The 23,548-nt window shown below is 60.2% G+C and carries 23 protein-coding genes; 11 read left to right on the forward strand and 12 right to left on the reverse strand.

Annotated elements, in window-relative coordinates:
- Nucleotides 1-123: 123 nt before the first annotated feature.
- From K2Q04_RS07315 to K2Q04_RS07335, 5 genes are all read right to left on the reverse strand, one after another.
- Nucleotides 124-444 (reverse strand): hypothetical protein, encoded by a 321-nt coding sequence (locus tag K2Q04_RS07315; RefSeq protein WP_291161306.1) that lies wholly within the window; start codon nucleotides 442-444, stop codon nucleotides 124-126.
- Entirely contained in the window at nucleotides 441-2,747 is a 2,307-nt protein-coding gene (locus K2Q04_RS07320) for an FdhF/YdeP family oxidoreductase (RefSeq protein WP_291161762.1), read from the reverse strand. The genes K2Q04_RS07315 and K2Q04_RS07320 overlap by 4 nt, the downstream gene beginning before the upstream one ends.
- Before the next feature lie 162 nt (nucleotides 2,748-2,909).
- A complete protein-coding gene (locus K2Q04_RS07325; protein ID WP_291161308.1) occupies nucleotides 2,910-4,640 on the reverse strand; it encodes an adenylate/guanylate cyclase domain-containing protein in 1,731 nt (576 codons plus the stop codon).
- 187 nt (nucleotides 4,641-4,827) lie between these two features.
- Complete coding sequence (locus tag K2Q04_RS07330; protein WP_291161311.1) at nucleotides 4,828-6,453, reverse strand: NADP-dependent glyceraldehyde-3-phosphate dehydrogenase; 1,626 nt, start codon at nucleotides 6,451-6,453, stop codon at nucleotides 4,828-4,830.
- Nucleotides 6,454-6,623: 170 nt separating this feature from the next.
- On the reverse strand, nucleotides 6,624-8,114 hold the full coding sequence (locus K2Q04_RS07335; protein WP_291161313.1) for a glucan biosynthesis protein D: 1,491 nt from the start codon (nucleotides 8,112-8,114) through the stop codon (nucleotides 6,624-6,626).
- 599 nt (nucleotides 8,115-8,713) lie between these two features.
- Here K2Q04_RS07335 and K2Q04_RS07340 point away from each other — a divergent pair.
- Nucleotides 8,714-10,585, forward strand: coding sequence for an EAL domain-containing protein (locus K2Q04_RS07340; protein ID WP_291161315.1), 1,872 nt, complete (start codon nucleotides 8,714-8,716; stop codon nucleotides 10,583-10,585).
- Here the strand turns inward: K2Q04_RS07340 and K2Q04_RS07345 are convergent.
- On the reverse strand, nucleotides 10,582-11,796 hold the full coding sequence (locus tag K2Q04_RS07345) for a CaiB/BaiF CoA-transferase family protein (RefSeq protein WP_291161317.1): 1,215 nt from the start codon (nucleotides 11,794-11,796) through the stop codon (nucleotides 10,582-10,584). The genes K2Q04_RS07340 and K2Q04_RS07345 overlap by 4 nt on opposite strands.
- Nucleotides 11,793-12,980, reverse strand: coding sequence for an acyl-CoA dehydrogenase (locus K2Q04_RS07350; RefSeq protein WP_291161318.1), 1,188 nt, complete (start codon nucleotides 12,978-12,980; stop codon nucleotides 11,793-11,795). Before K2Q04_RS07350 ends, K2Q04_RS07345 begins: the two co-directional genes overlap by 4 nt.
- Nucleotides 12,981-13,246: 266 nt before the next feature.
- Here K2Q04_RS07350 and K2Q04_RS07355 point away from each other — a divergent pair, with 266 nt between their 5' ends.
- A complete protein-coding gene (locus K2Q04_RS07355) occupies nucleotides 13,247-14,023 on the forward strand; it encodes a gamma-glutamyl-gamma-aminobutyrate hydrolase family protein (RefSeq protein ID WP_291161319.1) in 777 nt (258 codons plus the stop codon).
- Here the strand turns inward: K2Q04_RS07355 and K2Q04_RS07360 are convergent.
- The 4 genes from K2Q04_RS07360 to K2Q04_RS07375 form a co-directional block, all read right to left on the reverse strand.
- The gene (locus K2Q04_RS07360; RefSeq protein WP_291161322.1) at nucleotides 14,020-14,703 is read right to left on the reverse strand and encodes a MarC family protein; all 684 of its coding nucleotides are present in this window, start codon (nucleotides 14,701-14,703) and stop codon (nucleotides 14,020-14,022) included. The genes K2Q04_RS07355 and K2Q04_RS07360 overlap by 4 nt on opposite strands.
- A gap of 114 nt (nucleotides 14,704-14,817) precedes the next feature.
- Nucleotides 14,818-15,258 (reverse strand): NUDIX domain-containing protein, encoded by a 441-nt coding sequence (locus K2Q04_RS07365; RefSeq protein WP_291161324.1) that lies wholly within the window; start codon nucleotides 15,256-15,258, stop codon nucleotides 14,818-14,820.
- Entirely contained in the window at nucleotides 15,258-16,448 is a 1,191-nt protein-coding gene (locus K2Q04_RS07370; RefSeq protein ID WP_291161326.1) for an FAD-dependent monooxygenase, read from the reverse strand. The genes K2Q04_RS07365 and K2Q04_RS07370 overlap by 1 nt, the downstream gene beginning before the upstream one ends.
- A gap of 42 nt (nucleotides 16,449-16,490) precedes the next feature.
- On the reverse strand, nucleotides 16,491-16,733 hold the full coding sequence (locus tag K2Q04_RS07375; protein WP_092862999.1) for a zinc-finger domain-containing protein: 243 nt from the start codon (nucleotides 16,731-16,733) through the stop codon (nucleotides 16,491-16,493).
- Nucleotides 16,734-16,855: 122 nt separating this feature from the next.
- Here K2Q04_RS07375 and K2Q04_RS07380 point away from each other — a divergent pair, with 122 nt between their 5' ends.
- From K2Q04_RS07380 to K2Q04_RS07410, 7 genes are all read left to right on the forward strand, one after another.
- Entirely contained in the window at nucleotides 16,856-17,623 is a 768-nt protein-coding gene (locus tag K2Q04_RS07380) for an alpha/beta hydrolase (RefSeq protein WP_291161332.1), read from the forward strand.
- A gap of 599 nt (nucleotides 17,624-18,222) precedes the next feature.
- Nucleotides 18,223-18,810 carry an extensin family protein gene (locus tag K2Q04_RS07385; RefSeq protein ID WP_291161335.1) on the forward strand — a complete coding sequence of 196 codons (588 nt, stop codon included), beginning with the start codon at nucleotides 18,223-18,225 and terminating at the stop codon, nucleotides 18,808-18,810.
- 60 nt (nucleotides 18,811-18,870) lie between these two features.
- Nucleotides 18,871-19,521 (forward strand): TetR/AcrR family transcriptional regulator, encoded by a 651-nt coding sequence (locus K2Q04_RS07390; RefSeq protein ID WP_291161337.1) that lies wholly within the window; start codon nucleotides 18,871-18,873, stop codon nucleotides 19,519-19,521.
- A gap of 272 nt (nucleotides 19,522-19,793) precedes the next feature.
- Entirely contained in the window at nucleotides 19,794-20,003 is a 210-nt protein-coding gene (locus K2Q04_RS07395) for a hypothetical protein (protein WP_291161340.1), read from the forward strand.
- A 46-nt stretch (nucleotides 20,004-20,049) separates the two neighbouring features.
- A complete protein-coding gene (locus K2Q04_RS07400; protein ID WP_291161342.1) occupies nucleotides 20,050-20,412 on the forward strand; it encodes a hypothetical protein in 363 nt (120 codons plus the stop codon).
- 68 nt (nucleotides 20,413-20,480) lie between these two features.
- Entirely contained in the window at nucleotides 20,481-21,533 is a 1,053-nt protein-coding gene (locus K2Q04_RS07405) for a DNA-binding protein (RefSeq protein ID WP_291161344.1), read from the forward strand.
- The gene (locus tag K2Q04_RS07410) at nucleotides 21,533-22,024 is read left to right on the forward strand and encodes a Fic family protein (protein ID WP_291161345.1); all 492 of its coding nucleotides are present in this window, start codon (nucleotides 21,533-21,535) and stop codon (nucleotides 22,022-22,024) included. Before K2Q04_RS07405 ends, K2Q04_RS07410 begins: the two co-directional genes overlap by 1 nt.
- A gap of 34 nt (nucleotides 22,025-22,058) precedes the next feature.
- On the opposite strand, the gene K2Q04_RS07415 is transcribed toward K2Q04_RS07410, so the two are convergent.
- Nucleotides 22,059-22,436, reverse strand: coding sequence for a hypothetical protein (locus tag K2Q04_RS07415; protein ID WP_291161347.1), 378 nt, complete (start codon nucleotides 22,434-22,436; stop codon nucleotides 22,059-22,061).
- 151 nt (nucleotides 22,437-22,587) lie between these two features.
- Here K2Q04_RS07415 and K2Q04_RS07420 point away from each other — a divergent pair, with 151 nt between their 5' ends.
- Complete coding sequence (locus K2Q04_RS07420) at nucleotides 22,588-23,016, forward strand: DUF2852 domain-containing protein (RefSeq protein WP_291161350.1); 429 nt, start codon at nucleotides 22,588-22,590, stop codon at nucleotides 23,014-23,016.
- Between the two features lie 78 nt (nucleotides 23,017-23,094).
- Nucleotides 23,095-23,415: a DUF2852 domain-containing protein gene (locus K2Q04_RS07425; protein WP_291161353.1), complete on the forward strand. Its 321-nt coding sequence runs from the start codon at nucleotides 23,095-23,097 to the stop codon at nucleotides 23,413-23,415.
- Nucleotides 23,416-23,548: the final 133 nt, after the last annotated feature.

Raw genomic sequence — 23,548 nt, forward strand, 5'->3', positions numbered from 1 at the left:
TACGTGTCAGATCGAAGAAGGAGCGGCATCGGACATAAGCAATGCTCAAAGCATATGCCGATCAGCCGAGGTTGAAGGGAAGACCGTGCGTAACGTGAGAAAGTGCCGTCGTTAAGGCAGCATTCATTGTGTTCCTGTCGCACGCGACAAGAGGTGCAGACCTTGCTCGCTCAATGCGAGTTCGGTGCGTTGCGTGCGCGGATTTCGCCCGACGACGGTAACAAGCCCGAGGTCGCCGGAAAGCGCCGTGATCTCGCGAAGTGCAAGTGCGTGCGCGATGTCGAATTTTCTGGAAAAAGTTCTGGTGTCGTTGGCGATGCCGAAATGCAGGGCCGCGAGTATTGCGGCCCCCAAGGGGGATAGCGCCGCCTCTTCGGATCTCAAGGCCGAGACGGCCTCGAGAATCGTTTCTTCCGTGATTTCGTCTTCGCCGTCCGCGCTCATGCGGCCTTAGCTTGCCCGGAGAGGCGGAACGACACCAGCACCGATTTCGAAGTCGGCGTATCGCTCTCGGCACCGGCGATCGACAGCGGGACGAGCACGTTCAGCTCGGGATAATAACCGGCGACCGAGCCGCGCGGGAGTTCATAGGGAACGACGCGGAAGCTTTCCGCGATCCGCTCGACGCCGTCATCATGCCGTCCGATGATGTCGACGCGATCGCCGGCTTCGGCACCGATTTCCGCGAGGTCCGTCGGATTGACGAAGACCACGCGGCGCTCTCCGTAGACGCCGCGGTAGCGATCATCGAGGCCATAGACAGTCGTATTATATTGATCGTGCGAGCGGAACGTCTGGAGGACGAACGTGCCTTGCTCGGCGATCGCGAGCTGGTGCTCGGTCCGGTCGGGAAGCTCTGCGCTCGAGAAGGTCGCTTTCTGCGACGGTGTATGCCAGATGCGTTCCGCGGCGCCGTTGGGCAGGCGGAAGCCACGCGGGCGGCGAACACGCTTGTTGTAATCGTGGAAGCCAGGAATGGTGCGTGCGATCAGATCGCGGATGCGGTCGTAGTGATGCGCAAGGCCCTTCCAATCAACGGTCGCCGATCCAACCGTTGCTTCCGCGATGCCGGCGATGATGCCGATTTCGGAGCGAAGCTCGGGCGAAGCCGGCCGGTTGATGCCGCCCGATCCGTGTACCATGCTCATCGAGTCTTCGACGGTCACGATTTGCGCGACGCCGTCGGCATTGCGATCGATTTCGGTGCGTCCGAGGCAGGGCAGAATATAGCTGACCTTACCCGGAAGCAGATGCGAATGATTGAGCTTCGTCGCAATATTGACGGTGAGCTTCTGGTTCATCAGCGCTTTGGCGATCAACGGGCTGTCGGGCGTCGCGCGGGCGAAATTACCGCCGAGAGCGATGAAGGCCTGTGCTGATCCATCGAGCATCGCGCCGATTGCTGCCAGGACGTTGTGGCCGTTACGGCGCGGCATTGAAACGCCGAGTTCCTTTTCGAGTGCATCGAGGAATTGGCGCGGCGGCTTCTCGTTTATGCCGACCGTGCGATCGCCCTGAACGTTCGAGTGGCCGCGCACCGGACACAGCCCCGTGCCCGGCCGTCCGATGTTGCCACGCAGGAACATGAAGTTCGCAATTTCGCGGATGGTGGCGACCGAGTGGCGATGCTGCGTCGCGCCCATCGCCCACGTGCAGATCGTTCTGTTCGATCCGATATAGATTTGCGCGAGCTCTTCGAGCTGTGCTCGCGACAGGCCGGATTGACTTTCGATCTGGTCCCACGTCGTTGCGTCGACGCTCGCCTTATAGAATTCAAATCCCGATGTGTGCTGCTTCAGGAAGCTGTGATCGAGGACCGACGGGCGTCCCGCAGCGAGTGCCGCGTCATCTGCAGCGAAGACGGCCTTCGCCATACCGCGTACCGCGGCCATGTCGCCGCCGACGCGGACTTGAAAGTATTCGCTGGCGATCGGCGTCGAGCCGCCCGTGATCATTTCCAGCTTGTCCTGAGGGTCGGCGAAGCGTTCGAGGCCTTTCTCGCGCACCGGGTTGAAGACGGCGATGCGGGCACCGCGGAGGGCCGCACGGCGGAGATCGCCGAGCATGCGCGGATGGTTCGTGCCGGGGTTCTGTCCGATGACGAAGATCGCGTCGGCCTTCTCGAAATCCTCGAGCATGACCGTGCCTTTGCCGATGCCGACGGCCTGGTCGAGCGCGACGCCGCTCGCCTCGTGGCACATGTTCGAGCAGTCAGGAAAATTGTTCGTGCCGTAGAGGCGCACGAAGAGCTGATAGATGAAGGCGGCTTCGTTCGACGCGCGGCCGGAGGTGTAGAATTCAGCGCGGTCGGGGCTGTCGAGGCTATTCAGGACGCCGGCTATTTCACCGAAGGCTTCGTCCCAGCCGGCTTGCACGTAGCGGTCGGTCGCAGCGTCGTAGCGCATCGGATGGGTCAAGCGGCCTTCGCGCTCGAGGTCGTAGTCGGTCCAGGTGCGAAGCTCGCTGACCGTGTGCTTCTTGAAGAAGTCCGGCTTGACGCGTTTGTCGGTCGATTCCCAGGCGACGGCTTTCACGCCGTTTTCGCAGAACTCGAATGATGAGCCGTGCTCGGGGTCGCCCCAGGCGCAGCCAGGGCAGTCAAAGCCATCCGGCTGATTGGCTTTCAGCATCGTCACGGCGCCGGAAAGCGGTGTGCCGCTCGCGAGCAGCTTCTTTCCGCAGCTCTTCAGCGCGCCCCAGCCACCGGCCGCTTTCGACTTCTTGCCAATAAATTCAGGTTTGCCCATCGCACCTTCACTCGCGTTTGCCATCCCGGCACTCGTTGTGCATGTGCGAAATGATGGGTGTCCGCAACGCACGGGCAAGGAATAACCGTTATGCGGAAACGGAATATCACTAGATTTTTCATAGTTTTACTGCACCGCAAACGCGACGGCTCGGGCGGTGCCTCAAAAGGCCGCTCTGCCGACGACGCGCTCGTCCACGTCCTCAATGGAGGCAAGGAGACTTGCCGGGAGATCGCGGCCGCGCGGGATCGCGACGATCTCGAGGGGTTCGCTGACGCCGCGAATATCCACTTTGGAGAGGAGTTCGGGAGCGGGCGTCCACCCGGCGAGCCTTGCGACCTCGCGGGATATGACGACCTGGGCGCCCTTGTCTTTGGCGACGGCTTCGAGGCGGCTCGCGACGTTCACGGCACTGCCGATCACAGTCATGTCGACGTTCGGGCCGAAGCCAATCCGTCCCATTAATAGCGGACCGGCCTCGATGCCAATGCCGACGCGAAGGGGCCGTCCGAATTCAGCTTCCATCTTGGCATTGATGTGGTCCAGTGCGAGATCGATGTCTCGCGCGGCTCTGAGCGCCTGGCGGCAGCCGATTTCAATGCCATGCTTTTCGCCGAACACAGCGAGCAGCCCGTCGCCGATAAACTTATCGATCCAACCATCGTGGACGGCGATGGCGCTACCTGCCGCGGCGAAGACTTCGTTCAGCATAAAGACGATGTCGTGAGGCATTTTCTTCTGTGAGAGCCGCGTGAAATCGCGCAAGTCGAGCACGAAAGCGGCTAGCGGCTTTTCGATGCCCTCGGAACCGCGCTCCGCTTCATCTGCATCCGCAGGACTTGCCGTGGATGGCCTGAGCAACCTTGTGACCGTCATTGGGCCGCGCGGTCTCACCTGGCAGGCGAGGCGCACGTTCTGGGGCGCTCCGATGCTCGCAAGCGTGACTGCTTCGGGAAACGTTGCCGGAGGAATAGCGTCGATGCCTTCCTCGACCCGGACCCTGCATGTGGAACAGCGGGCGCGGCCACCACAAACGGATGCGTGCGGGATGCCGTTCATCCGGCTGATTTCGAGCAACGTCGGTCCGAATGTGCAGTTCGCAGAACCACCGCCGACGTAATTGATAATGAAGTGCGGCCAGTAGCGGCGTTGGATTGCCGGCCAGATGAGAAGACCGAGAGCCGCTGTCAGCATCGCTGCGAAGACGATGCGAACGATCAGGCGCATGGCAGCCAAGCGGTCGGCGTTATCGGGGCTTGGCCAATGAGAAAGCTGCTTCACCTCTTCAAACGTTTTCGGATCGGCGATCATCTGCGCGACGGCGCGGCCGCCGACCATGAAGCCGCCAAGCGCCGCGATCGGAATGGCGATGGCGATCAACAGCAGGAGCGGCTGGAATTTCCGGTATGGCGCGTAAAGACGCAGCCAGAAATGAATTCCCATGCACCCGTGTATCCAAACGACCAGCAGGAGCGTGCTTTGCAGCACGGCACTGTCCGGCCAGAGCCGCGCGAGCTCGTAGAGGTAGGTATCGTTCACTCCGAAGATGTCGCGCGCAAAGCGTGTGTTGACGATGTGCGGCAGAAGCAGAAATGGAATGGCGAGGCCTAGGGTGAGCTGGATGAATTCCCACGCCGGAAGGCGCAGAGTGGCGCGGTCGGAAAGCTTGTCGAGCGCAAGCACGATGTGTGTGAGGAGCGCGGCGGCGAGGATGATCGTGCCCGGCCACGAGCGCGTTACGATCCAGCGCCATTGCTGGACTTCGTACATCGTTTGCAGATCGAATAGCGCGAGGGCGTGATTGAGGAAGTGGGTCGTCGCAAAGGCAAACAGGATCAGCCCTGAAATGAGGCGGAGCCTTTGTCTCCAGTCTCCTCGCAGAAGGATCTGCATGGCGTCTCCGGTGAAGGGATTCCCCGCATCGCCGTGCTATTTCTCTTGGCGTTGGTCAAGCTAATTGTGCGCCGAAAAGATCCTCTTCGCGAGATATTATGTGGCGTGCTGCTCTAATGCGCCGCCCGAAGAGGAACGGGCACGGGGAGGGGGCGAATTTTCCCCGGCTTCCTCGCGTTCGAGCCGATCAGAAGATAAAGTCCGTGTTGATGAAGTTGCTGTCGTGGTCGCGGACGATCTTGTTCAATATGCGTTTTGAATCGTCCGTCTGCTTCGCGGCAACCATGGAGCGGATTGAGAACGATCTCAATGCGTCCGTCACCGACAGCGTTCCTTCGGCTGAATCCTTGCGTCCCGTGAACGGGAAGACATCCGGTCCGCGCTGGCATTGGCAATTGACGTTCACGCGGCACACCTGATTGACGAGCGGATCGACAAGCTTGCCGATGGTTTCTGGATTTTCACTGAAGATCGACACCTGCTGTCCGTGCTCGGACGTGATGACGTATTCAAGTGCGGTTTCCAAATCGTCGAAAGACATGACAGGCACGATCGGGCCGAACTGTTCCTCCCGATACAGGAGCATGTTTTCCTTGACCGGGTAGACGACGGCCGGCGCAAAGAGCGTTCCGCATACCGTTCCGCCGCCCTCATTGAGAACGCGCGCGCCTTTCGATTTTGCGTCTTCGACGAGCCGCGTCATGTGCCGAACTTTGGAAAGGTCGGGGAGCGGGGTTATCACCACGCGCTTTTCCCAAGGCATTCCGATCTTGAGCTTCTCGACTTCCGCGACGAGGCGCTCAGTGAAGGTGTCGACGATGTCGCGATGGACGATCAACATCTTGAGGGCCGTGCAACGCTGTCCGTTGAACGAAAGCGCACCCGTCACGCATTCCTTCACGGCGAGGTTCATGTCGGCGTCAGGAAGCACGATTGCCGCGTTCTTTGCGTCGAGGCCGAGGATGGCGCGAAGGCGGTTCACCTTCGGATGCATCTTCTTCAGGTGGTCCGCGACCTTGCTCGAGCCAATCAATGTGAGGACGTTGATTTTTCCGGATTCGAGCAGTGCGGGGACGATTTCCTCGCCCTTGCCGTAAACGGTGTTGATGACGCCCGGCGGGAACGCTTTCTTGAAGGCCTGGAGCAGGGGATTGAACAGAAGCACGCCATATGTCGGCGGTTTGAAGACGACGGAATTGCCCATGATCATCGCAGGGATGAGCGTCGCGAACGTTTCGTTCACCGGATAATTATAGGGGCCCATGCAGAGCACAACACCGAGCGGCGTTCGGCGGATTTGGCCGATCGTTCCTTCGACCACCAAAAAGCGCGAGTTGGCGTTGTCGAGTTCCTTCAGCGCTTCGATAGTCGCCTTGATGTAGTCGATGGTGCGGTCGAACTCCTTTTCGGAATCGACGCGGCTCTTGCCGATCTCCCACATGATGAGTTCGACGATCGTGGCTCGGCTCTCCATCATCAGCCGCGTGAATTCCTGCATGCAGGCGATGCGCTCGGAGACTGCCATCGTAGGCCATTCGCCCCGGCCGTCGTCGTAGGCTTCAACGGCTGCAGCTAGCGCTTCCATCGCCTCCGGAATTCCCGCCGTCGGATAGCTTCCCAGCGGGATCTGTTCGAGAGTTCCATCAGGTTTGCGCGCGCAGATCGCGGAGCGGACGGGAATGGTTTCGCCGGTCCAGCGCTTGAGTGCGCCGTCGACCAGTATATCGCGCTGATCGATGGGGGCGGGCGGGGAATGGGCCTTGAGGTTTGCAGCTTCGGGAAAGAGCGCTCGCAATTGGTCCGTGGTGACCATGTGCAGCCGATGCCTCCGATCGCTAGACGAGGAGATCATTGCGGAGAAAGGCGGAAGCGCATGCTTCCGGCCCCCACGACACTGAACCTCGCTGCGGGGCGATCGTTCCGCGCGTTCTCTCTAAAGGCCTTTAAAGACGATCTTAGCCGACGACGTGGTGCACGACCCCGTCAGGGGAAAGCCTGATAGAGCCAGGTTTCGCTCAGCGCTTCCCCCTTCTTCGCAAGGAAAGCGCGGAGATCGGCGGGCTGGCCGTCGAGGTCGCCCAAGTCGAACATCATGCGCCAGCGCTTGGTGCCGACAACGGGAAATGCTTCGACGCCGCTGATCGTGCCGTGGGATGTCGTGACGATCGTCTCCAGGCCGCCGTAGCGAACCTCGTCCTCCAAGGTCTTGCCTTCCACGTCGATCATGAATTTCCGCGAGCCCGGCTTGGTGTGGCGGAGATCGAGGTCGCGTCCGCCGAGACCGCCGATGCCTACGCGTGTGGCGACGATGCGGGCGACGTCGCCGGTCGGCGGCGAATCCAGACCCCAATACAACCGATAGCGCGCGTTGATGACCGATCCGGCCACGATCGGTTGTTCGGGATTCCAGAAGGCGACAATGTTGTCTTCGGTTTCGTTCGGCGTCGGCAACTGCACGAGCTTGATGGCGCCTTTGCCCCAGCCAGATAACGGCTCGACCCACATGCTTGGCCGCCTGTCATAGAATAGGCTGTCGTCCTGGTAGTTCTCGAAGTTGCGGTCGCGCTGGATCAGCCCGTAACCCTTGGGATTGTCGTCGAGGAAGCTATTGGTGACGATGCGGGGCGGATTGGAAAGCGGCCGCCAGATGCGTTCACCGCGGCCGGTCCACATGGAGAGGCCGTCGCAATCGTGAACCTCCGGGCGCCAGTCGCCCCGGAAATGCCCGGAATTTTCGCCGTACCAGAACATGCCGGTCAACGGGGCGATGCCGAGCAAACGAACGGGAGCGCGGAAATAGAGCTCGCACTCGATGTCCTGGATAGCGCCGCCCTGGCCCCCTTCGATGCGCCGGCTGTCCATCCGGTAGGCGCCGGTCACGCTCTTGCTCTCGAGCAGGGCGTAGATGGTCATGCCGCTGCCATTGGGCTCCAGCCAGAAGTTGGTGAAGCGCGGGAATTCTTCGGGCTCGCCGGTGTTGATGGCCAATCCTCGCGCCGATCCGCCATACTGGTCGTAGGGGTCGGAGGCGCGGAAATAGGAAGCGCCGAGATAGGCGAGCCAATCGCTCTGGCCGCCCCGGCTCATCAATCGAAAACCGGCAAAACCCGCCGACTTCAATTTTCTGAGCGGATGATCCGCCGGCATATTGAAGTAGTCGGGGTTGTAAACCACCTCGCGGGCCGAGCCATTCTCGAGCACGTAGATGCCGACTGGCTCCGCGTAGAACCGCCCTTGAGGGAAGAGCCGCACGGTCTGGGCGCCCGGCACGTCCCGCCAGAGCTCCATTTCCGGCTTGTAGACTGCCTGGGCGAACGTATCGAAAGTCATGCCCCGCAGCGGATCGCCGGCGTCCGGCTGGGGCGGAGGGGCGTAGGGGGCCTGAGATAAGGTTTTCGCTCTTTGCTTCAGGTCGTCGAAAGAAAACGGCTGCGGCGATCCGAGGACGGCGGCGCCAATCGGTGCATCGCTCATTGCGGAGCTGCTCCATCCCACCGCGGCGCTGGTTAAGGCGCCAGCCAAGACGTGTCGACGGTCAAGCATCAAGGGCATGTTATTCCGGTGTGACCTAGGTGGGTGGGAAATAACGGTGTGGCGTCGCCTATATCTGCTAGGAATGGGGATATTTCAACTAGGCGCGCGAGAGGCCCTCCGGCGGGGTCAGACTGTTCTGCCGGATGGTCATCCAAGACCCGGATCATGCCCCGGCGGCGAGACCTGAATTTGACGATATTTGGGCTGCGGCGTCCTACCGCTATAGCTTCCCTTTCTCACTCCGTCCGCGAACTCGGCGCGGGGTATCAGCGACGGATTTGGGAACCCCTTCCGCCGGCGTTAATGTTTCGTTTGCGATGATGCCGAGCAGCGGTGATATCGGTCGGCGGGGCGTTTCAATTCGGCACCGATCGGCAAAGGCTTGTTAGCCAAATTGTCGATTTCATCTCTGATGGTACTCGCAAAAACATAGGTGGACTTCAGATTAAACTCTCCGCAACTTTTTCTTTACATACCGGTCAGAGTGCTCGTGTCCTACAGGTAGATGTCGTGCGACGCCTCAGAGAAATTGCCGAGCCATGATGTTGAGCGGCGCCCCGCTTGCAAATGCTGATTACGTCAAGGAGAGGCTGCAAACTCTTCAACGGGAGATGCTTGTCGGAATTGCATCCGGCGAAAGCCTCCTGAACGTGATGACCATGCTTTGCCATGAAGTCGAAGCGCTCGCTCCCGAAGTCATCTGTTCCGTTATCAGCGTCGACGACGACGGCCGCCTCAGCTTCATTGCAGGCCCGAGCCTCCCCGGAGCCGGCGGATGGGTGGACGGGATTACCATCGGGCCCAATGTCGGCTCCTGCGGTACGGCAATTTTCCGGAGGGAGGCGGTTGAAGTTCAGGACATTCAAACCGATCCACTTTGGGAAGATTTCAAGAATCACGCGTTGCACCACGGGCTGCGTGCTTGTTGGTCGAGTCCCATCGAGGCGCCCGACGGACGGGTGCTCGGGGCTTTCGCATTTTATTTTCGCAAATCGCGCGGAGCGAGCGACCTCGAGCGTCTGATCGTTTCCAAGTGCGTGAACATCTGCGCAATGGCGATCGAGAGCACGGATGCGCGATCGCAGCTCAACGAGCTAGCGTTTTTCGATCCTTTGACGGGACTCGGCAATCGCGCGACGCTTCGGAAGCGGCTTACGCTGGCGCTGCAGCGGGCTTCGGAAATGGAGCGGTCCGTCGGCATTTTCCATGTCGACCTCGCCGATTTCAGGGCGATCAACGATCTTCACGGGCATTCGGTCGGAGACATCGTGCTCAGGAAAGTTGCCGATCGTCTCAGATCGGTTGCATCCGAGTCCGATTTGATCGTCCGTCTGGGCGGCGATGAGTTTCTGGTTGCCAAGACGGTCGACCCAGAGGATGGCGCATGCAAAGAGTTCGCCCGCCAGATCGTTGAGGGCTTGAGCGGCCGCTACGACCTTGAGAGCGGCGAGCGGATTTCCGTCGAAGCGGTCGTCGGCGTTTCTAATTTCCCTGCAGACGGAAAGGATCAGGATGCTCTGCTAGCGCATGCCGAGACGGCACGGCGCTGCGTCAAGAGAGGTGGATGCGGGTACGCGCTCTTTGAGTCGGCGATGCAGCGCGAGCAGCATCGGCGCCGCATCATGCAGCGTGACGTGGGGCTCGCTATCGACAAGGGTGAGCTGTCGATCGTTTTCCAGCCACAGGTCGATGCCCGAACGGTCGCGGTCGGCGGCTTCGAAGCTCTGCTCCGGTGGAACCATCCGGAGCACGGTTCGATATCTCCCGCGGATTTCATTCCGGCCGCCGAAGCGAGTGGCGCCATCATTCCCATGGGCGCCTTCGTGCTGCGTGAAGCCTGCAGGGAAGCCGCGCGCTGGACGGCGCAGCTCAGAGTTGCGGTCAACGTTTCAGCGGCTCAGATCGTCCAGGCCGATTTCGCGCAGCTCGTGAAGGACGTGCTGTCAGAAACGGGTCTTGCACCGGAACGTCTCGAGGTCGAGGTGACCGAGAGCCTTTTCATCCAGGACCTGGCGACGGCCAAGATGACGTTGCGCGAGATCAAGGATCTCGGTGTCAGCGTCGCCATCGACGATTTCGGGACCGGATATTCGTCGCTCAGTACGCTCAGGGCATTTCCGTTCGACCGGATCAAAGTCGACCGCAGTTTCGTGTCCGACATGACCAACAATTCGGATGCGGGCGCGATCGTCAATTCCGTCATTGGGCTCGGGCGCGCCATGGGATTGCGCGTCGTGGCGGAAGGCGTGGAATCGGACGAGCAGGTTGCGATGCTCCGGCTTGTTCGCTGCCACGAGCTGCAAGGCTATCTTTTCGGCAAGCCGATGCCGATCTCAGCCTATGCGCATCTGACCGGCCCGAAGCATCCGCGAACGTATTCGAGCGCTCTGCCTAGGCTTCGCGAGATTTAGCCGGCCTCTTTCGGGAAGGCGGTCCATGGATCGCTTCCTTCGGCCAGCAAATCCAAGATATCCGACGTGTGCTCGCCAAGCTCAGGGCTCGGAACGGTTGCGACGCAGGGTTCGCCATTCATGACGATCGGGCTGCGGATTGCCGGGACCGATGTTCCGTCGGCCCGGGTCAGGTCCTGGCGTAGTTGGCGCGCGATGACCTGCGGATCGGCGAACGTCTGATCGAGCCGGTTCACGGGTCCCGCAGGCACGCCAGCCGCCTCTAAGGCTGCCAACAGATCGACGGATGATCTCTTCACCGTTTCAGCTTCGATGAGTGGAATGAGAGCCGCGCGGTTGGTAACGCGGCGTGCGTTCGTGTTGAAGCGTTCGTCGGCTTCGAGGCCCGACAGACCCAGTACTTCGCAGACGCGAGCGAATTGTCCGTCGTTGCCTGCCGCGATGATAATTGGACGGTCCGCCGCGTTGAACACCTGATAGGGGACGATATTCGGATGCGCGTTGCCGAGGCGACGCGGCGGTTTTCCGGAAACGAGATAGTTCATTCCTTGGTTGGCGAGCACGGACACCTGCGTATCGAGGAGCGCCATGTCGATGTAGGCACCTTCGCCGGTCGCGTTGCGGGAATTGAGCGCGGCGAGGATGCCGACTGTCGAGTAGACGCCGGCAAAAATATCAGCGAACGCGACGCCGATTTTTTGCGGTTCGCCGTCCGGCGCGCCGGTCAGATCCATGATCCCGCCCATGCCCTGCACGATGTAATCGTAGCCTGCGCGGGGTGCGTAAGGGCCGGTCTGGCCGAAGCCAGTGATCGAGCAATAAATGACGCGAGGATTGATTTTCTTTATCGCGGCGTAGTCGAGGCCGTACTTCGCCAAGCCGCCGACTTTGAAATTCTCGATAATGACGTCGGCGTCTTTCGCGAGCGCCAGCACCGCATTCAGGCCAGCGGGCTGATCAAAACTGAGCGCGATCGATTTCTTGCCGCGGTTCGTTGCGTGGAAATATGCGGCTGAGGCGCTGCCTTTGTTACTCTCGACGAAGGGCGGACCCCACGTTCGCGTTTCATCGCCGCCCTCGGGCCGCTCGACCTTGATTACATGCGCGCCGAGATCGGCGAGCGTTTGTCCGGCCCAGGGGCCCGCGAGGACCCGCGCAAGCTCGAGGACGCGCAGTCCCGCGAGCGGCTTCGTACCTGCTGATGCCGTCATGCGAATGCCTGCAGGCCGGTGATGGCGCGGCCGAGGATCAATGCGTGAATGTCATGCGTGCCTTCATAGGTGTTGACCGTTTCGAGGTTCAACATGTGGCGCATGACCTGGAACTCTTCCGATATGCCGTTGCCGCCATGCATGTCGCGGGCCGCGCGCGCGATGTCGAGCGCCTTCCCGCAATTGTTGCGCTTGATGAGCGAGATCATCTCTGGCGCCATTTGCCCATCGTCGAAAAGGCGGCCGACGCGGAGCGCGGCCTGCAGGCCTAGCGTGATCTCGGTCTCCATGTCGGCGAGCTTTTTCTGTATGAGCTGCGTGGCGGCGAGAGGCTTGCCGAACTGCTTGCGGTCGAGCGTGTACTGCCGCGCGGCGTGAAAGCAGAATTCCGCTGCTCCCATCACGCCCCAAGCAATGCCGTAGCGCGCGCGGTTGAGGCAGCCGAACGGTCCGGCGAGGCCGGAGGCATTCGGCAACAACGCGTCTTCGGGCACGTCGACGCCGTCCATGACGATCTCGCCGGTGACGGACGCGCGCAAAGAAAGCTTGCCGGAGATCTTCGGCGCCGAAAGGCCTTTCATGCCTTTTTCGAGAATGAAGCCGCGGATGCTGCCGCCGTGTTCGGCCGATTTGGCCCAGACGACGAAGACGTCGGCGATCGGAGAATTGGTGATCCACATCTTGGATCCGGTGAGGCGGTAGCCGCCTGAAATCTTCTCGGCTCTCGTTCGCATGCCGCCGGGGTCCGATCCGGCGTCGGGCTCGGTCAGGCCGAAGCAGCCGATCCATTCGCCGCTTGCAAGTTTCGGGAGATATTTCTGGCGCTGCTCTTCGCTGCCGTAGGCATGGATCGGATACATCACAAGCGACGACTGCACGCTCATCATCGAGCGATAACCGGAATCGACACGTTCGATTTCGCGGGCGATCAGGCCGTAGGAGACGTAGCTCGATGCGGAGCCGCCGTATTCGGCGGGCAGAGTGCAGCCGAGGAGACCAAGATCTCCCAATTCGCGAAAAATGCCGGGGTCGGTCTTTTCCTGGGCATAGGCTTCGATGACGTGGGGCTGCAGCTTTCGCGCTGCGAACGATCTCGCGGTATCGCGGATCAGCTTTTCATCCTCGGTCAGCTGGGCATCCAGCAACAGCGGATCTTCCCATGCGAAACTTGAGCCTGCGGCCACTTTGGACTCCTAGATCGGCTTATCGTTGCCGCACTCTATATTGGGTCGGCTGTGCGTTGGGAAATGGGGAAGATAAATCTCAGTTATGCAACAGCGGGGGGATTCGCTATGTGCCCGGCGACACGCGTTCCGCGTGCCGGCCGCCGGTCACGGGATTGCCCGATTGCCCGGGCGGTGGTATCGGGCCGGTCGATAACGATGCCTGCCGGGATTTCGACCTCGATGCATCCGGCAGACGTTCTGGCGATGTTGAAGGATAGCGGATCATGTCCCGTCGGCCTCTCGTTGGCGTCATTTGCTGCACACGCATGCCGGAAGACCCGGTACAGGGCGTTGCCGAGCGCTACCTTCGCGCAGCGCCGTTCGTCGGCGCGGACTTCGTGCTGGTGCCCTCGCTGCCGGATATTTCGAACGCGGCATCCATTCTGAGCAGGCTGGACGGCGTGCTGCTGACGGGAAGTCCTTCCAACGTCGCCCCTCACCTTTACCGGAGCGCGGACGAGGGGGATGGGCCATTCGATCCCCGGCGTGACGAGATGGCGTTCCGGCTCATTTCAGAATCGGTAGAGCAGGATCGGCCGGTGCTCGGGATCTGCCGCGGCTTCCAGGAAATCGCGGTTGCCTATGGCGCGACGCTCAGGCGCGATCTCGGGGAAGCGCAGCGGGCGCAAATTCACCATACCCCGTTGGGGCTGCCGATCGCGGACATGTTCAAGTTGGAGCATCGCGTCGATCTCACGTCAGGCGGCATCCTGGAACGCGCGCTGGGAGGATCGTCGATCGTCGTCAACTCGGCGCACTTTCAGGGCGTGAACGATCTCGGGAATAAGCTCGCCGTTGAAGCGACGAGCGCTGACGGCGTTATCGAGGGCATTCGCCCGGCCGGTGGCGAACGCGTTCTTGCCGTGCAGTGGCACCCGGAATGGCGGGTTGCCGAGAATCCGATTTCGCGCGAGCTGTTCGCGTGGTTCGGGCTGCTGCTCAAAGGCGCGAGCATGCGCGAAGCGGCCGATCTCGTCGCCGAAAAGGCTACGCTCGGCTAGTGTTTCGCGGCGATGACGTGCTCCAGCGCTCCCTGGACGCCGGTAAGCAGAACCTGCACGCCGATGCAGAGCAGCAGGAACGCAGACAGCCGGGTGAGAATGCGCGCGCGCGCGGGCCCTAGCAAATCGACAACGCGCTCGGCGTAAGCGTAACAAATGCCGACGAGCAAAGCGATGGCGAGCGCGGCGCCGCAGACGCCGGCATAGAAGGGCAACAGCTCGGCGACAGGTGACGTGGGACGCGTGGCGCTCAAAGCGATCGCGACCGAGATTGTTCCGGGGCCCGTCGTGAACGGCATCGTCAGCGGGAAAAAGGCAACGTCGCTGCCCCATGCGCGAGCCTTATCGGCCGTCGCGTGATCTTGCTTGCGATCTTCGGTTTCCTGCGGATTGTACAACATGCGCCAGCCGCTGACGGCGACGACTGTGCCGCCTGCAACCCGCAGCGCATCGATACTGACGCCGAAAAAGCTCATCAGCGTGGCGCCGATCAAAAGTGAAACGAGCATGACAATCGCCGAGTAGAAGGCGACGCGCCACGCGAGCCATGTTCGTTCTGACACAGGCCGGCCGATCGTGATTTGGCTATAGATCAGCGCTCCGCCCAGCGGGTTCACAATCGAAAACAGCGCGGGGAACGCAATGAGGAAGTTTGCGGTGATCGCGCTCCAAAATTCCATGGGTGTGTTTATCAAAGGTTGCGCTTATCAATAAGGGGTGGGCAGATTGTAATTCTGTGGGCCGGTCTTTCTAGCGTCGAAAATTTGACAGCGATAGCCTCGCCGGGGCGATGGCTACCATGCGGATGATTGCTCGCCTTTGCCGAAGACTTCCTTCAGCCGTTGCGACGCCCCCGGCGACAGGAGTTCTGGTAGTGCGTTGAGCGCATAGAAGCCGTGCTCGGCGATTTCGGCGTTCGGGGGCGGGATCCTTTCGCGTCGCCAATGGTCGATCTTGAAAAGGACGATGTGATCGCCCGGATAGTCGTCGAAATGCGAGTAAATGCCGATGAGGCTTGGCGGTTTTGAGATGATGACGCCCGTTTCTTCGAGCAGCTCGCGCGCAATCGCCGTTTCGATTTCCTCGCCGCGTTCCACGCCGCCGCCCGGGAAATGCCAGCCGGCGCGATAGCCGTGGCGAACGAGGAGCACGCGCGATGCCTCATCGACAACGATCCCCTGAACGCCGAGCGTCACGGTGTCGTTGCGTTTCGGCAGAAGAGACGGCCATCGCATCAGCACGGTCCCGGTTTCCAGCCGTAGAGCCAGTCGAAGCCGGCCATGACACGATTTGGGGACGCGAGCTTCATCGTTGCGTTGCGTGCGAGCGCCATCGCGCCTTGCATGTGATAGATGCGGCCGTTTCGCTCGGAAGCTTCAGCTACCTTTGCGACGCGCGTGCGGCGAGCCTGTTCGTATTCGGCGAGCGCTGTTTCGATTTCGCCTTTTCGGGAGGCGATAGAGCGCGCCAAGGTCACCGCATCCTCGAGCGCCATGACGGCGCCTTGTGCGAGGAACGGCAATACGGGATGCGCGGCGTCGCCCAGCAGTGCGGCGCGGCCGGATGTCCAACGGTCGAGCGGCGGCATACGGTAGAGCGACCAGCTCCTCCAATTGGCCGCCCCGTTGACAAGTGTGCGGAGCGGTTCGGCGAAGAGGCGAACTTTCAATTTCACAGCGTCGGCGACGGCGGGAGAATCCCAGCCTTCAACGCGTAATGGGTCATCAGCGATAACGACGAGTGCGATGTCGCGGCCACCATTGACCGGGTAGTGAACCGCGTGCGCGCCCGGCGAGAGCCAAATATGCACGGCATTGGGTACAAGGTCTGACGGCAAATCCTCGGCTGGTGCGACGCTCCGAAAGGCGGTTTTACCGACCGGGATCAAAGCGGCTTTGCTGCCGTTGATCTCATCGCGGAGTGCCGACCAGAGGCCGTCGGCGCCGACGAGAAGCCCCGCGTCCAGAGTTTCACCGTGAGCGGTGATCGCGCGAACACCGGCGCGTTCGCTGGCGAAGGAGACGATCTCCGTTCCGCGTGTGACGGTGATGCGCGGCTCGGCTGCGGCGCGCGCTCTCAGGGCGATATGCAAGTCGCGGCGATGGGCTGTCCAGTAGGGCGCACCGTGGCGTTCCGCGATCCAGCGGCCAAGCGGGAGGCGGGTCAGCTCGCGGCCGGTTGCGCCGTCGCGGACGCTCAATACGTCCGGAGTCGCGATGGCTTTTTCCAGGAACTCGGCGACGCCGAGGTCGCGGAGAATCCGCGCACCGTTCGGTCCGATCTGGATACCGGCGCCTTCTTCGGGGAATTCGGAACGGCGCTCGCAGACTTGGACGTCGATGCCGTTCCGGGCGAGCGCAATTGCTGCAGCAAGTCCGCCGATGCCGGCGCCGGCGACGACGGCGCTTCCCAGGTCCGCTGTCATCAACCTTTGTCCGAGGCGATACCGCGGCCGGGCTTCATGGCGTTAAGCAGCGTCAGCTACGAGGCTGCCCTTCGGATCGCTTTCGTCGGCCTTCAGGCGCGGATCGAAGATGTAGAGCGTCGAGCAATAGGGGCAGAGAATTTGATTGTCCTGACCCATGTCGAGATAGACATGCGGATGGTCGAACGGCGCGCGTGCGCCCATGCAATTGAACTCTTTGACGCCAACGAAGATTCGCTCTGCGCCAGCATCGTTTGCCAAGTGTGGGATTACGGCCCCGGCCATGCTTCACCCTTCCGCGACAGGAGATGTTTGGCCGCACCATATCCTCGTGGCATCGATGATGGTAGGGGACATAAAAGCTTTAAAACTCCAAAACTTCCGGCAGTTGAGCGGTGGCGGGCGGCATGGACCACTTTGACAGCGACGGCGTCGATATCGCCTACCTCGATACGGGCGGCGGCGACGACGGAAAGCTTCCGGTTCTGCTCATCCACGGCTTCGCTTCCAATGTGGCGACGAACTGGGTGAATACGGGGTGGGTCACGTTCCTCACCAAGGCCGGTTACCGCGTCATCGCGTTCGACAATCGCGGGCATGGCGAGAGCCAGAAACTTTATGAACTCGTCGACTACGGGGCGCCGCTGATGGCGGAAGACGCGCGCCGGCTGCTCGACCATGTGGGCGTCGCGCGGGCGCATGTGATCGGCTACTCGATGGGCGCGCGGATTGCGGCCTTCCTGGCGTTGTCGCATCCCGATCGGGTGGTGCACGTCGTTTTTGGCGGTCTCGGCATCAACATGGTTCGCGGCATGGCGGGAACCGGGCCGATCGCGCGTGCGCTCGAAGCCTCCAGCATCGAGGAAGTTACGAACCCGGCTGCGCGGACATTTCGTGCATTTGCCGAGCAGACGAAGAGTGATTTGAAAGCGCTTGCTGCGTGCATCCGGTCGTCGCGCGCGCCGATCTCGGCGGAGATGGCGGGCGAAATCGCGGCTCCCGTGCTCGTCGCTGTCGGCGATACCGATGTGATCGGCGGGTCGGCGGAAGATCTCGCGAAGCTCATTCCAGGCGCGCGTGCCTATGCCATTCCGGGCAAGGACCACAATCGGGCCGTCGGCGACAGAAGTTTCAAAGCCGAGACGTTGGCTTTTCTGGCAAGCGATTCGATTTGAGCCGACGGACGCGACCTGGGCGACCTGATGACCGGGCGGACACGGGGGATAATCGCGACGCCGGGATCTAGGTCGGCCAGGCCCACGCCCGCACCGAGGCTCAATCGATAGCCCCGCCGAGAGCTTGCTGACCCGCCCGAAGCGTCTCTGATCGGTACGCGGTACATGCCCGATCGAAGAACGCGAGGACGGTTATTCCGGCTCGCACGCGGTACAAGTTCGAGCCCGCCCCAGCATCTCCGGGGGCGCTTTGCCAAATAACTGTGCTCAATGACGGGAGGATTTCAGGGATATGTCTGGGTCCTATTGAATGTGGATAACTTTTCCGAGGGGGCCGTCTGCGGCTTGACGGCCACGACGGCTGGCCGCCGCGAGTCCGCCGCACTCCGCCTTCGGTTCGACAAGCCCGAGGCCCAAATCCGTCTGAAAACGCAGCGATAATCCGTGACGATCCACGTCTTAACGCGCCGTTAACCCTAACGCCGTCTACTGCCCCCGTCATGGTCTCGCGTTTTCGTCTCAGCGTATTTTTTCCTGTCGCCGTCCTGATGCTTTCGGGGCTCGGCTTGCTATGGGGCTGCGCCACGGGGCCGAATTTCGTGGTCAAAGACGATCCTTGGCGCTCGCCGGAAGAGAGGGCGTGCCTTGCGTCGGGCGCGGTCAGGCAAACGGCGTTCATTCGTCCCCGGTCGGCGCTCGGTGGTCCGAGCGTTTGCGGCGCGGAAAGTCCATTCGAGATGTCGGCTGCGGATAACGGCCGTGTCGAACTCCGACCGCCAGCTTCGCTTCGCTGCCCGATGATCCCGCAGATCGATAGCTGGGTGCGAGACGTCGTCGAACCGGCGGCGCGGCGTCATTTTCGCCAGGAACTCGTTGGCCTGACGGTACTCGCGTCCTATTCGTGCAGGGCGATGAACAGCGTCGACGGGGCGACGATCTCGGAGCACGCCTATGCGAACGCCATCGACGTCGGTGGCTTCATTCTGGCGGACGGCCGGTCGATCAGTGTTCAGCGCGGATGGGGCGGCTCGGAAGGCGAGCAAGCTTTCCTGCGCAACGTGCATAACGGGGCCTGCGAATATTTCATGACGGTTCTTGGTCCGAACTACAACAGCTTACACGCCGACCATTTCCATCTCGATCTTGCACACCATGGCCTTACCGGGCTGAAGAATATCTGCAAGTAATCGGCCGCTTGCCCGGTGGCTGAGCGTGCAGACTGCATCCAAATCCGCTAGAAGCGCCGCATGACTTGGGATCACGAACCGCCTCCCGGAAGCCGGCGCGGCTATCACCACGGCAACTTGCGCGAAGCCTTGATGAAGGCTGCGCTCGATTTGATCGCGCTCAAGGGCCCGTCGGGGTTCACGTTCGCGGAAGCGGCGCGTGCGGCCGGCGTCAGTCCGGCGGCGCCCTATCGGCATTACCGCGACCGCGATGCGTTAATGGCGGACGTGGCGCGGCGCGCGTTCGATGCGTTCGAGGCGAAGCTGAAGCAAGCCTGGGCCGGCGGCACGCCCGATCCGTTCACAGCGTTCGAGCGCGTGGGGCGCGCCTATCTCGATTTCGCGCGGCTCGAGCCTGCGCAGTATTCGGCGATGTTTGAATCCGGCCTGTCGTTCAAGGCGTTTCCCGATCTGCATGTGGCGGGTGAACGCGCGTTCAATGTGATGAAAGACGCGTGTTCAGCGCTCGTTGCAGGCATGCCCGAGGCCAAGCGTCCGCCCGCGATGATGATGGCGCTCCACATTTGGGCGCAAGCGCATGGTATTGCGTCGCTCTTCGCGCGCGGTGACGAAGCGCGCCGTCCGATTCCGATGAGCCCCGAGGATCTATTGGACGCTGCGGTGCTCATCTATCTCGACGGGCTTGGCGCAAGGCCGAAGAAGAGCGGCTAGAATCGAGACCGAGACGCGTCGGGAAAAACTCCGGCGAGGAGTTCGGGGCTGTCGCACGATGATCCGATTGTCCGCGCCGCATCATTCCGCATACAAATACTCCAGGGAATTCGACTCGCGAATCGTTGTTCGCAGTGGGTGGTTACGCTCGGCTGCGGGCTGCAACGCTTGGCTGGTTCCCGGCGTTCGAACTTTTGAGTTTGCACGAACGCGTTGTTCAGAGCGTTTCTCACGATTTGAAATCGATATCTGAAGATGTGTCGGAGGTGGTGATGGCCGGCAAGTGCCCCAAGTGTCAAAACATGGTCGGTAGCGTGCGTGCAGAACAGATCAACATCACGAATAACGCGGGGAATGCGTTCGCCGGCGCCGCCTATACGTGCCCGCACTGCCAGACGATATTGGGCGTGACCGTCGATCCCTACGCATTCAAAAATGAGATCGCCATCGAGCTGATGAAGCGGATGAGGGGCGGGCGGTAGGTTTTCTCTGGGTCCTACCTATTCGTTTATGGGGGAGCGCAACAGAATGACATCACGGGTTGACGCGGTCATTCTGGCGCTGCAGTCCGTCCTGGCCGATGCGGAGCGGCGACGTGACATGTATTGGCAAACTCGGACGATCAACCGCTGGGTCAATCAGCTTCCCGGTGCATGGACGTGGAAATGGCGTCATCTGAAACTTCGGGGAGACTCACGCAGGGTCAATCGCGAGGATGCCATTGTTCATCTTCGAGCCACCATCGCCTATCTTGAAGCGAACCGCGCCAACATCGAAAGGCAGCCATTCCGCTGGCCCCATTGGCGCAAGTCCAAGATGCCGCTTCCGATTGAGCCAAGAAAACCTGAGATCAAAATAGTCGAAGGGCCGACCTCCAACACGCGACACTAGCGGTTGACCTATCGAACGACTGGTGGAAGATCGGCCCTCTAAAAAGCGGGGACGATAGAATCTTCGCAATGCGCGGGCCAACAGGTAAAACCGTTCCCATGACTCAAGATCTAACCACCTCATCCGTTCAACGGCAAAATATCCTCAACAACCCCTTTGCGTTGGCTGAGATAGAAAAAGCTATTGGGATCAGGGGCATAGAGTTCGAAGGCAAAAAGGTCGTTTTGCTTGACCAAGTCGCGTTCTTCTTTCGGGTAGATAGGCGAACGATTGAACGGATTGTCAACGCAAACAAGGACGAATTGACCAAAAACGGCTACGCTGTTGTCCGTGGTAACGAATTGATTCTGCTAAAGAAAGCTATTTCCGACAACCATGGTACCGACATCAATGTCGGTACCATCGCGCGGGCCTCAGTGCTGAGCGTGTTCGATTTTAAAGCCCTGATCAATATTGCGATGCTGCTCAGCGAAAGCGACCGGGCGCGCACCCTTCGAAAAGCGATGCTCGACATCGTCATGGACGTCATCAACGTCAGGGCTGGTGGCGGTACAAAGTACGTTAATCAGCGCGATGAGGAATTTATTGAACGTGCTTTTGCAGGAGAGGGATACCGAAAAGAATTTACAACTGCACTCGACAAGTTTGTCGAAATGGGAAAATCGAAATACCCGATCTACACTGACAAAATTTACCAAGCGATTTTCCTGGAAAACGCACGGACCTACCGGCGGATTATCAAACTTGAGCAGGGCGACAGTACCCGCGATTCCTTCTATGCCGAGATTCTGTCCCTCGTCTTCTCATTTGAATGCGGCATTGCCAAAGAACTTGAAGCTGAAAGCACTAAGGCGGGCAGGAAGCTCGACCCGTGGGAAGTGGATCAGCTCATCGAGGACTTCGCGTCCAGGTCGCACTGGCCGCCATTGATGGAGCACGCTCGGAGGAAAATGGCGAGCCGCGATTTGGCCTTGCGTGGTGTTACGCATTCTCCATTGGAGGGATACATTCTGCCTTTGCCTCGCGAAGAGTTTGAGCGCTTTCTCGGCAACAAGAGCAAGGAATTGACCAAACGACTTGAAGAGGCCAAGGACGTGATGAAGCGGCTCAAGAACCGCTGATGCTATGGGTCTACCTGACAATAGAGGACGTGATTGACCTTCACGCCGAAGCCATGAGGCAAAGCGGTGATCAGATACAGGGGATTAATCCTGAAAATCTTGCGATTCTTGAAGCCTCTCTGCACCACTTACAGAATGACGAATATTACGAAACTTTTGATGCGAAGCTCACTCATCTTCTCTTTTCTACGTGCAAAGCCCACGCTTTTGTTGAGGGCAACAAACGAGCGTCACTTGCCGTGGGCGGTGCATTCTTAGAACATAACGGTTTGCAACGCCGTTACACGCAGTTCATGAGTTTCATGGAGAACGTAATCGTTTGCGTGGCCGACAATAAGATTTCAAAGGAATTCCTTCGAGAAATCGTTGTTGCCTTCCTGCGGGAGGAAGAAGACGATGAAGAACTTTCGTTGAGGATACTTGAAGCGTTGGAGGCTGTGCTTCGCGATCAAGCGCTACGAGATGCCGAAAATCAACCGCCAGAAGTGTAGAAAATGCCCAAACGCAAAGACCCGAACTAGCCGCCTAAAAAGGTGCCCCTTTTTTCTTCCTGCGCTTCAGAGCATCCCTTACGCGAGCCGTTCCAACGGATCGCACCAACCTCTTTGATCCATCCAAGCCGTCCTGTTCAGCCAATAACACCGCGATTTCATTCGCCGTGAGACGACCTGCGAACGTCCGCTCCAGATCGAATATGCGCCGTAGTATCGGTCGCTTGAAAAAGCGCTCTGGCTTTCTCGCCTTCCTCAGCTGTTCGATATCGTAGTCAAAGGCTACCAGTTTCACTTCGACGAGGTTCAGCCGGAAGCGCAAGCGATATAGCTTTGCCTCTGCCGCCGCTATTTGCGTCAGGATCTTACGCCGTTCAGCTACAACGGCGCGGGTGGCGGGGGTGGATACCATTGCGCCAAGTTAGAGCGCCACCCACGTCTCAGCTTGGTCCACTTGCTACGCAATGCCGGAAAAACCTTCAGCACGCCCTTGAAGTCCCCACTTGCCGTCCCACCTATGTGAATGTAAAATACATTTACATCCTAACAAGGAGAGGGTGGCGATGACACAAGTGGTTCAGACGCTCGATGATTATGGCAGGCCCGCGTGGATTGCCGCGATGGTCTTGGGTTTCATCGTTTTCTGGCCGGTTGGGCTCACCATCTTGGCCTATATGCTCTGGAGTGGACGCATGAATTGCGGATGGCACCAAGGTCGCGGACGGTGGGAAAACAAGTTCGCCGGTCGCTTTGAACGGGCGCGGTCACGCGTCGAAGAAGAAATGCGGAATTTCGGCAGAGGCGCCGCTTCGAGCGGCAACAAAGCCTTCGATGATTATCGCGATGCGACCTTGAAGCGTCTCGAAGAGGAAGAGCGGGAATTTCGCGCGTTCCTCGAACGGCTGCGGCAAGCGAAGGACAAATCCGAGTTCGACCAGTTCATGTCCGAACGCCGCGAACGTCCGGCTCCGAACGAGGGCGCAACGACCTGATTGCCGTGGAATCGAGCGGGGCTGCTTTCGAGCAGCCCCGTTTTTTATAGGGAAATATTAGGCGAACGGAGTGACTTGATGTTTCATCATTTCTTTCACCCATTGGCGTTCTTCATGCACGCTGTGGGGATAGCGCTCGTGGTTGTGGCAGTCGTCATGTTCCTAATGGCTCGCCGCGGATTCGCGGGCCATCGCTGCGGACGGGGACGGGAGACATACCCGCGCCGCGATACCGATAATTCAGCCTTCGAGGACTATCGGCGGGCGACGCTGACGCGACTCGAGAAAGAGGCCGAAGAATTCCGGTCGTATCTCGACGGGTTGCGACGCGCCGCAGATGCTTCGGCCTTCCAAGCTTTTCTCCGGGCCCGGAAAAGCGGCGAATCATCTGCTTCGTAGCGATTTGCGGTTTCCCGTTCATCGGTTGCATACCGGGAATTCGCCTTTTTCCGCTTATGTTGCCGTTATTTTAGGGGTCTTGGCGACGCGTGTCGTTTATGCTTCGCCGTGACAGCCGCCGCGGGCTGGCACG

It is taken from the genome of Hyphomicrobium sp. (assembly GCF_019753045.1).
Taxonomy (GTDB): Bacteria; Pseudomonadota; Alphaproteobacteria; order Rhizobiales; family Hyphomicrobiaceae; genus Hyphomicrobium_B.

Coding starts and splice junctions, on each gene's coding strand:
- K2Q04_RS07315 (WP_291161306.1), bottom strand. CDS start 444: ATGAGCGCGGACGGCGAAGACGAAATCACGGAAGAAACGATTCTCGAG.
- K2Q04_RS07320 (WP_291161762.1), bottom strand. CDS start 2,747: ATGGGCAAACCTGAATTTATTGGCAAGAAGTCGAAAGCGGCCGGTGGC.
- K2Q04_RS07325 (WP_291161308.1), bottom strand. CDS start 4,640: ATGCAGATCCTTCTGCGAGGAGACTGGAGACAAAGGCTCCGCCTCATT.
- K2Q04_RS07330 (WP_291161311.1), bottom strand. CDS start 6,453: ATGGTCACCACGGACCAATTGCGAGCGCTCTTTCCCGAAGCTGCAAAC.
- K2Q04_RS07335 (WP_291161313.1), bottom strand. CDS start 8,114: ATGAGCGATGCACCGATTGGCGCCGCCGTCCTCGGATCGCCGCAGCCG.
- K2Q04_RS07340 (WP_291161315.1), top strand. CDS start 8,714: ATGATGTTGAGCGGCGCCCCGCTTGCAAATGCTGATTACGTCAAGGAG.
- K2Q04_RS07345 (WP_291161317.1), bottom strand. CDS start 11,796: ATGACGGCATCAGCAGGTACGAAGCCGCTCGCGGGACTGCGCGTCCTC.
- K2Q04_RS07355 (WP_291161319.1), top strand. CDS start 13,247: ATGTCCCGTCGGCCTCTCGTTGGCGTCATTTGCTGCACACGCATGCCG.
- K2Q04_RS07360 (WP_291161322.1), bottom strand. CDS start 14,703: ATGGAATTTTGGAGCGCGATCACCGCAAACTTCCTCATTGCGTTCCCC.
- K2Q04_RS07365 (WP_291161324.1), bottom strand. CDS start 15,258: ATGCGATGGCCGTCTCTTCTGCCGAAACGCAACGACACCGTGACGCTC.
- K2Q04_RS07370 (WP_291161326.1), bottom strand. CDS start 16,448: ATGACAGCGGACCTGGGAAGCGCCGTCGTCGCCGGCGCCGGCATCGGC.
- K2Q04_RS07375 (WP_092862999.1), bottom strand. CDS start 16,733: ATGGCCGGGGCCGTAATCCCACACTTGGCAAACGATGCTGGCGCAGAG.
- K2Q04_RS07380 (WP_291161332.1), top strand. CDS start 16,856: ATGGACCACTTTGACAGCGACGGCGTCGATATCGCCTACCTCGATACG.
- K2Q04_RS07390 (WP_291161337.1), top strand. CDS start 18,871: ATGACTTGGGATCACGAACCGCCTCCCGGAAGCCGGCGCGGCTATCAC.
- K2Q04_RS07395 (WP_291161340.1), top strand. CDS start 19,794: ATGGCCGGCAAGTGCCCCAAGTGTCAAAACATGGTCGGTAGCGTGCGT.
- K2Q04_RS07400 (WP_291161342.1), top strand. CDS start 20,050: ATGACATCACGGGTTGACGCGGTCATTCTGGCGCTGCAGTCCGTCCTG.
- K2Q04_RS07405 (WP_291161344.1), top strand. CDS start 20,481: ATGCGCGGGCCAACAGGTAAAACCGTTCCCATGACTCAAGATCTAACC.
- K2Q04_RS07410 (WP_291161345.1), top strand. CDS start 21,533: ATGCTATGGGTCTACCTGACAATAGAGGACGTGATTGACCTTCACGCC.
- K2Q04_RS07415 (WP_291161347.1), bottom strand. CDS start 22,436: ATGGTATCCACCCCCGCCACCCGCGCCGTTGTAGCTGAACGGCGTAAG.
- K2Q04_RS07420 (WP_291161350.1), top strand. CDS start 22,588: ATGACACAAGTGGTTCAGACGCTCGATGATTATGGCAGGCCCGCGTGG.
- K2Q04_RS07425 (WP_291161353.1), top strand. CDS start 23,095: ATGTTTCATCATTTCTTTCACCCATTGGCGTTCTTCATGCACGCTGTG.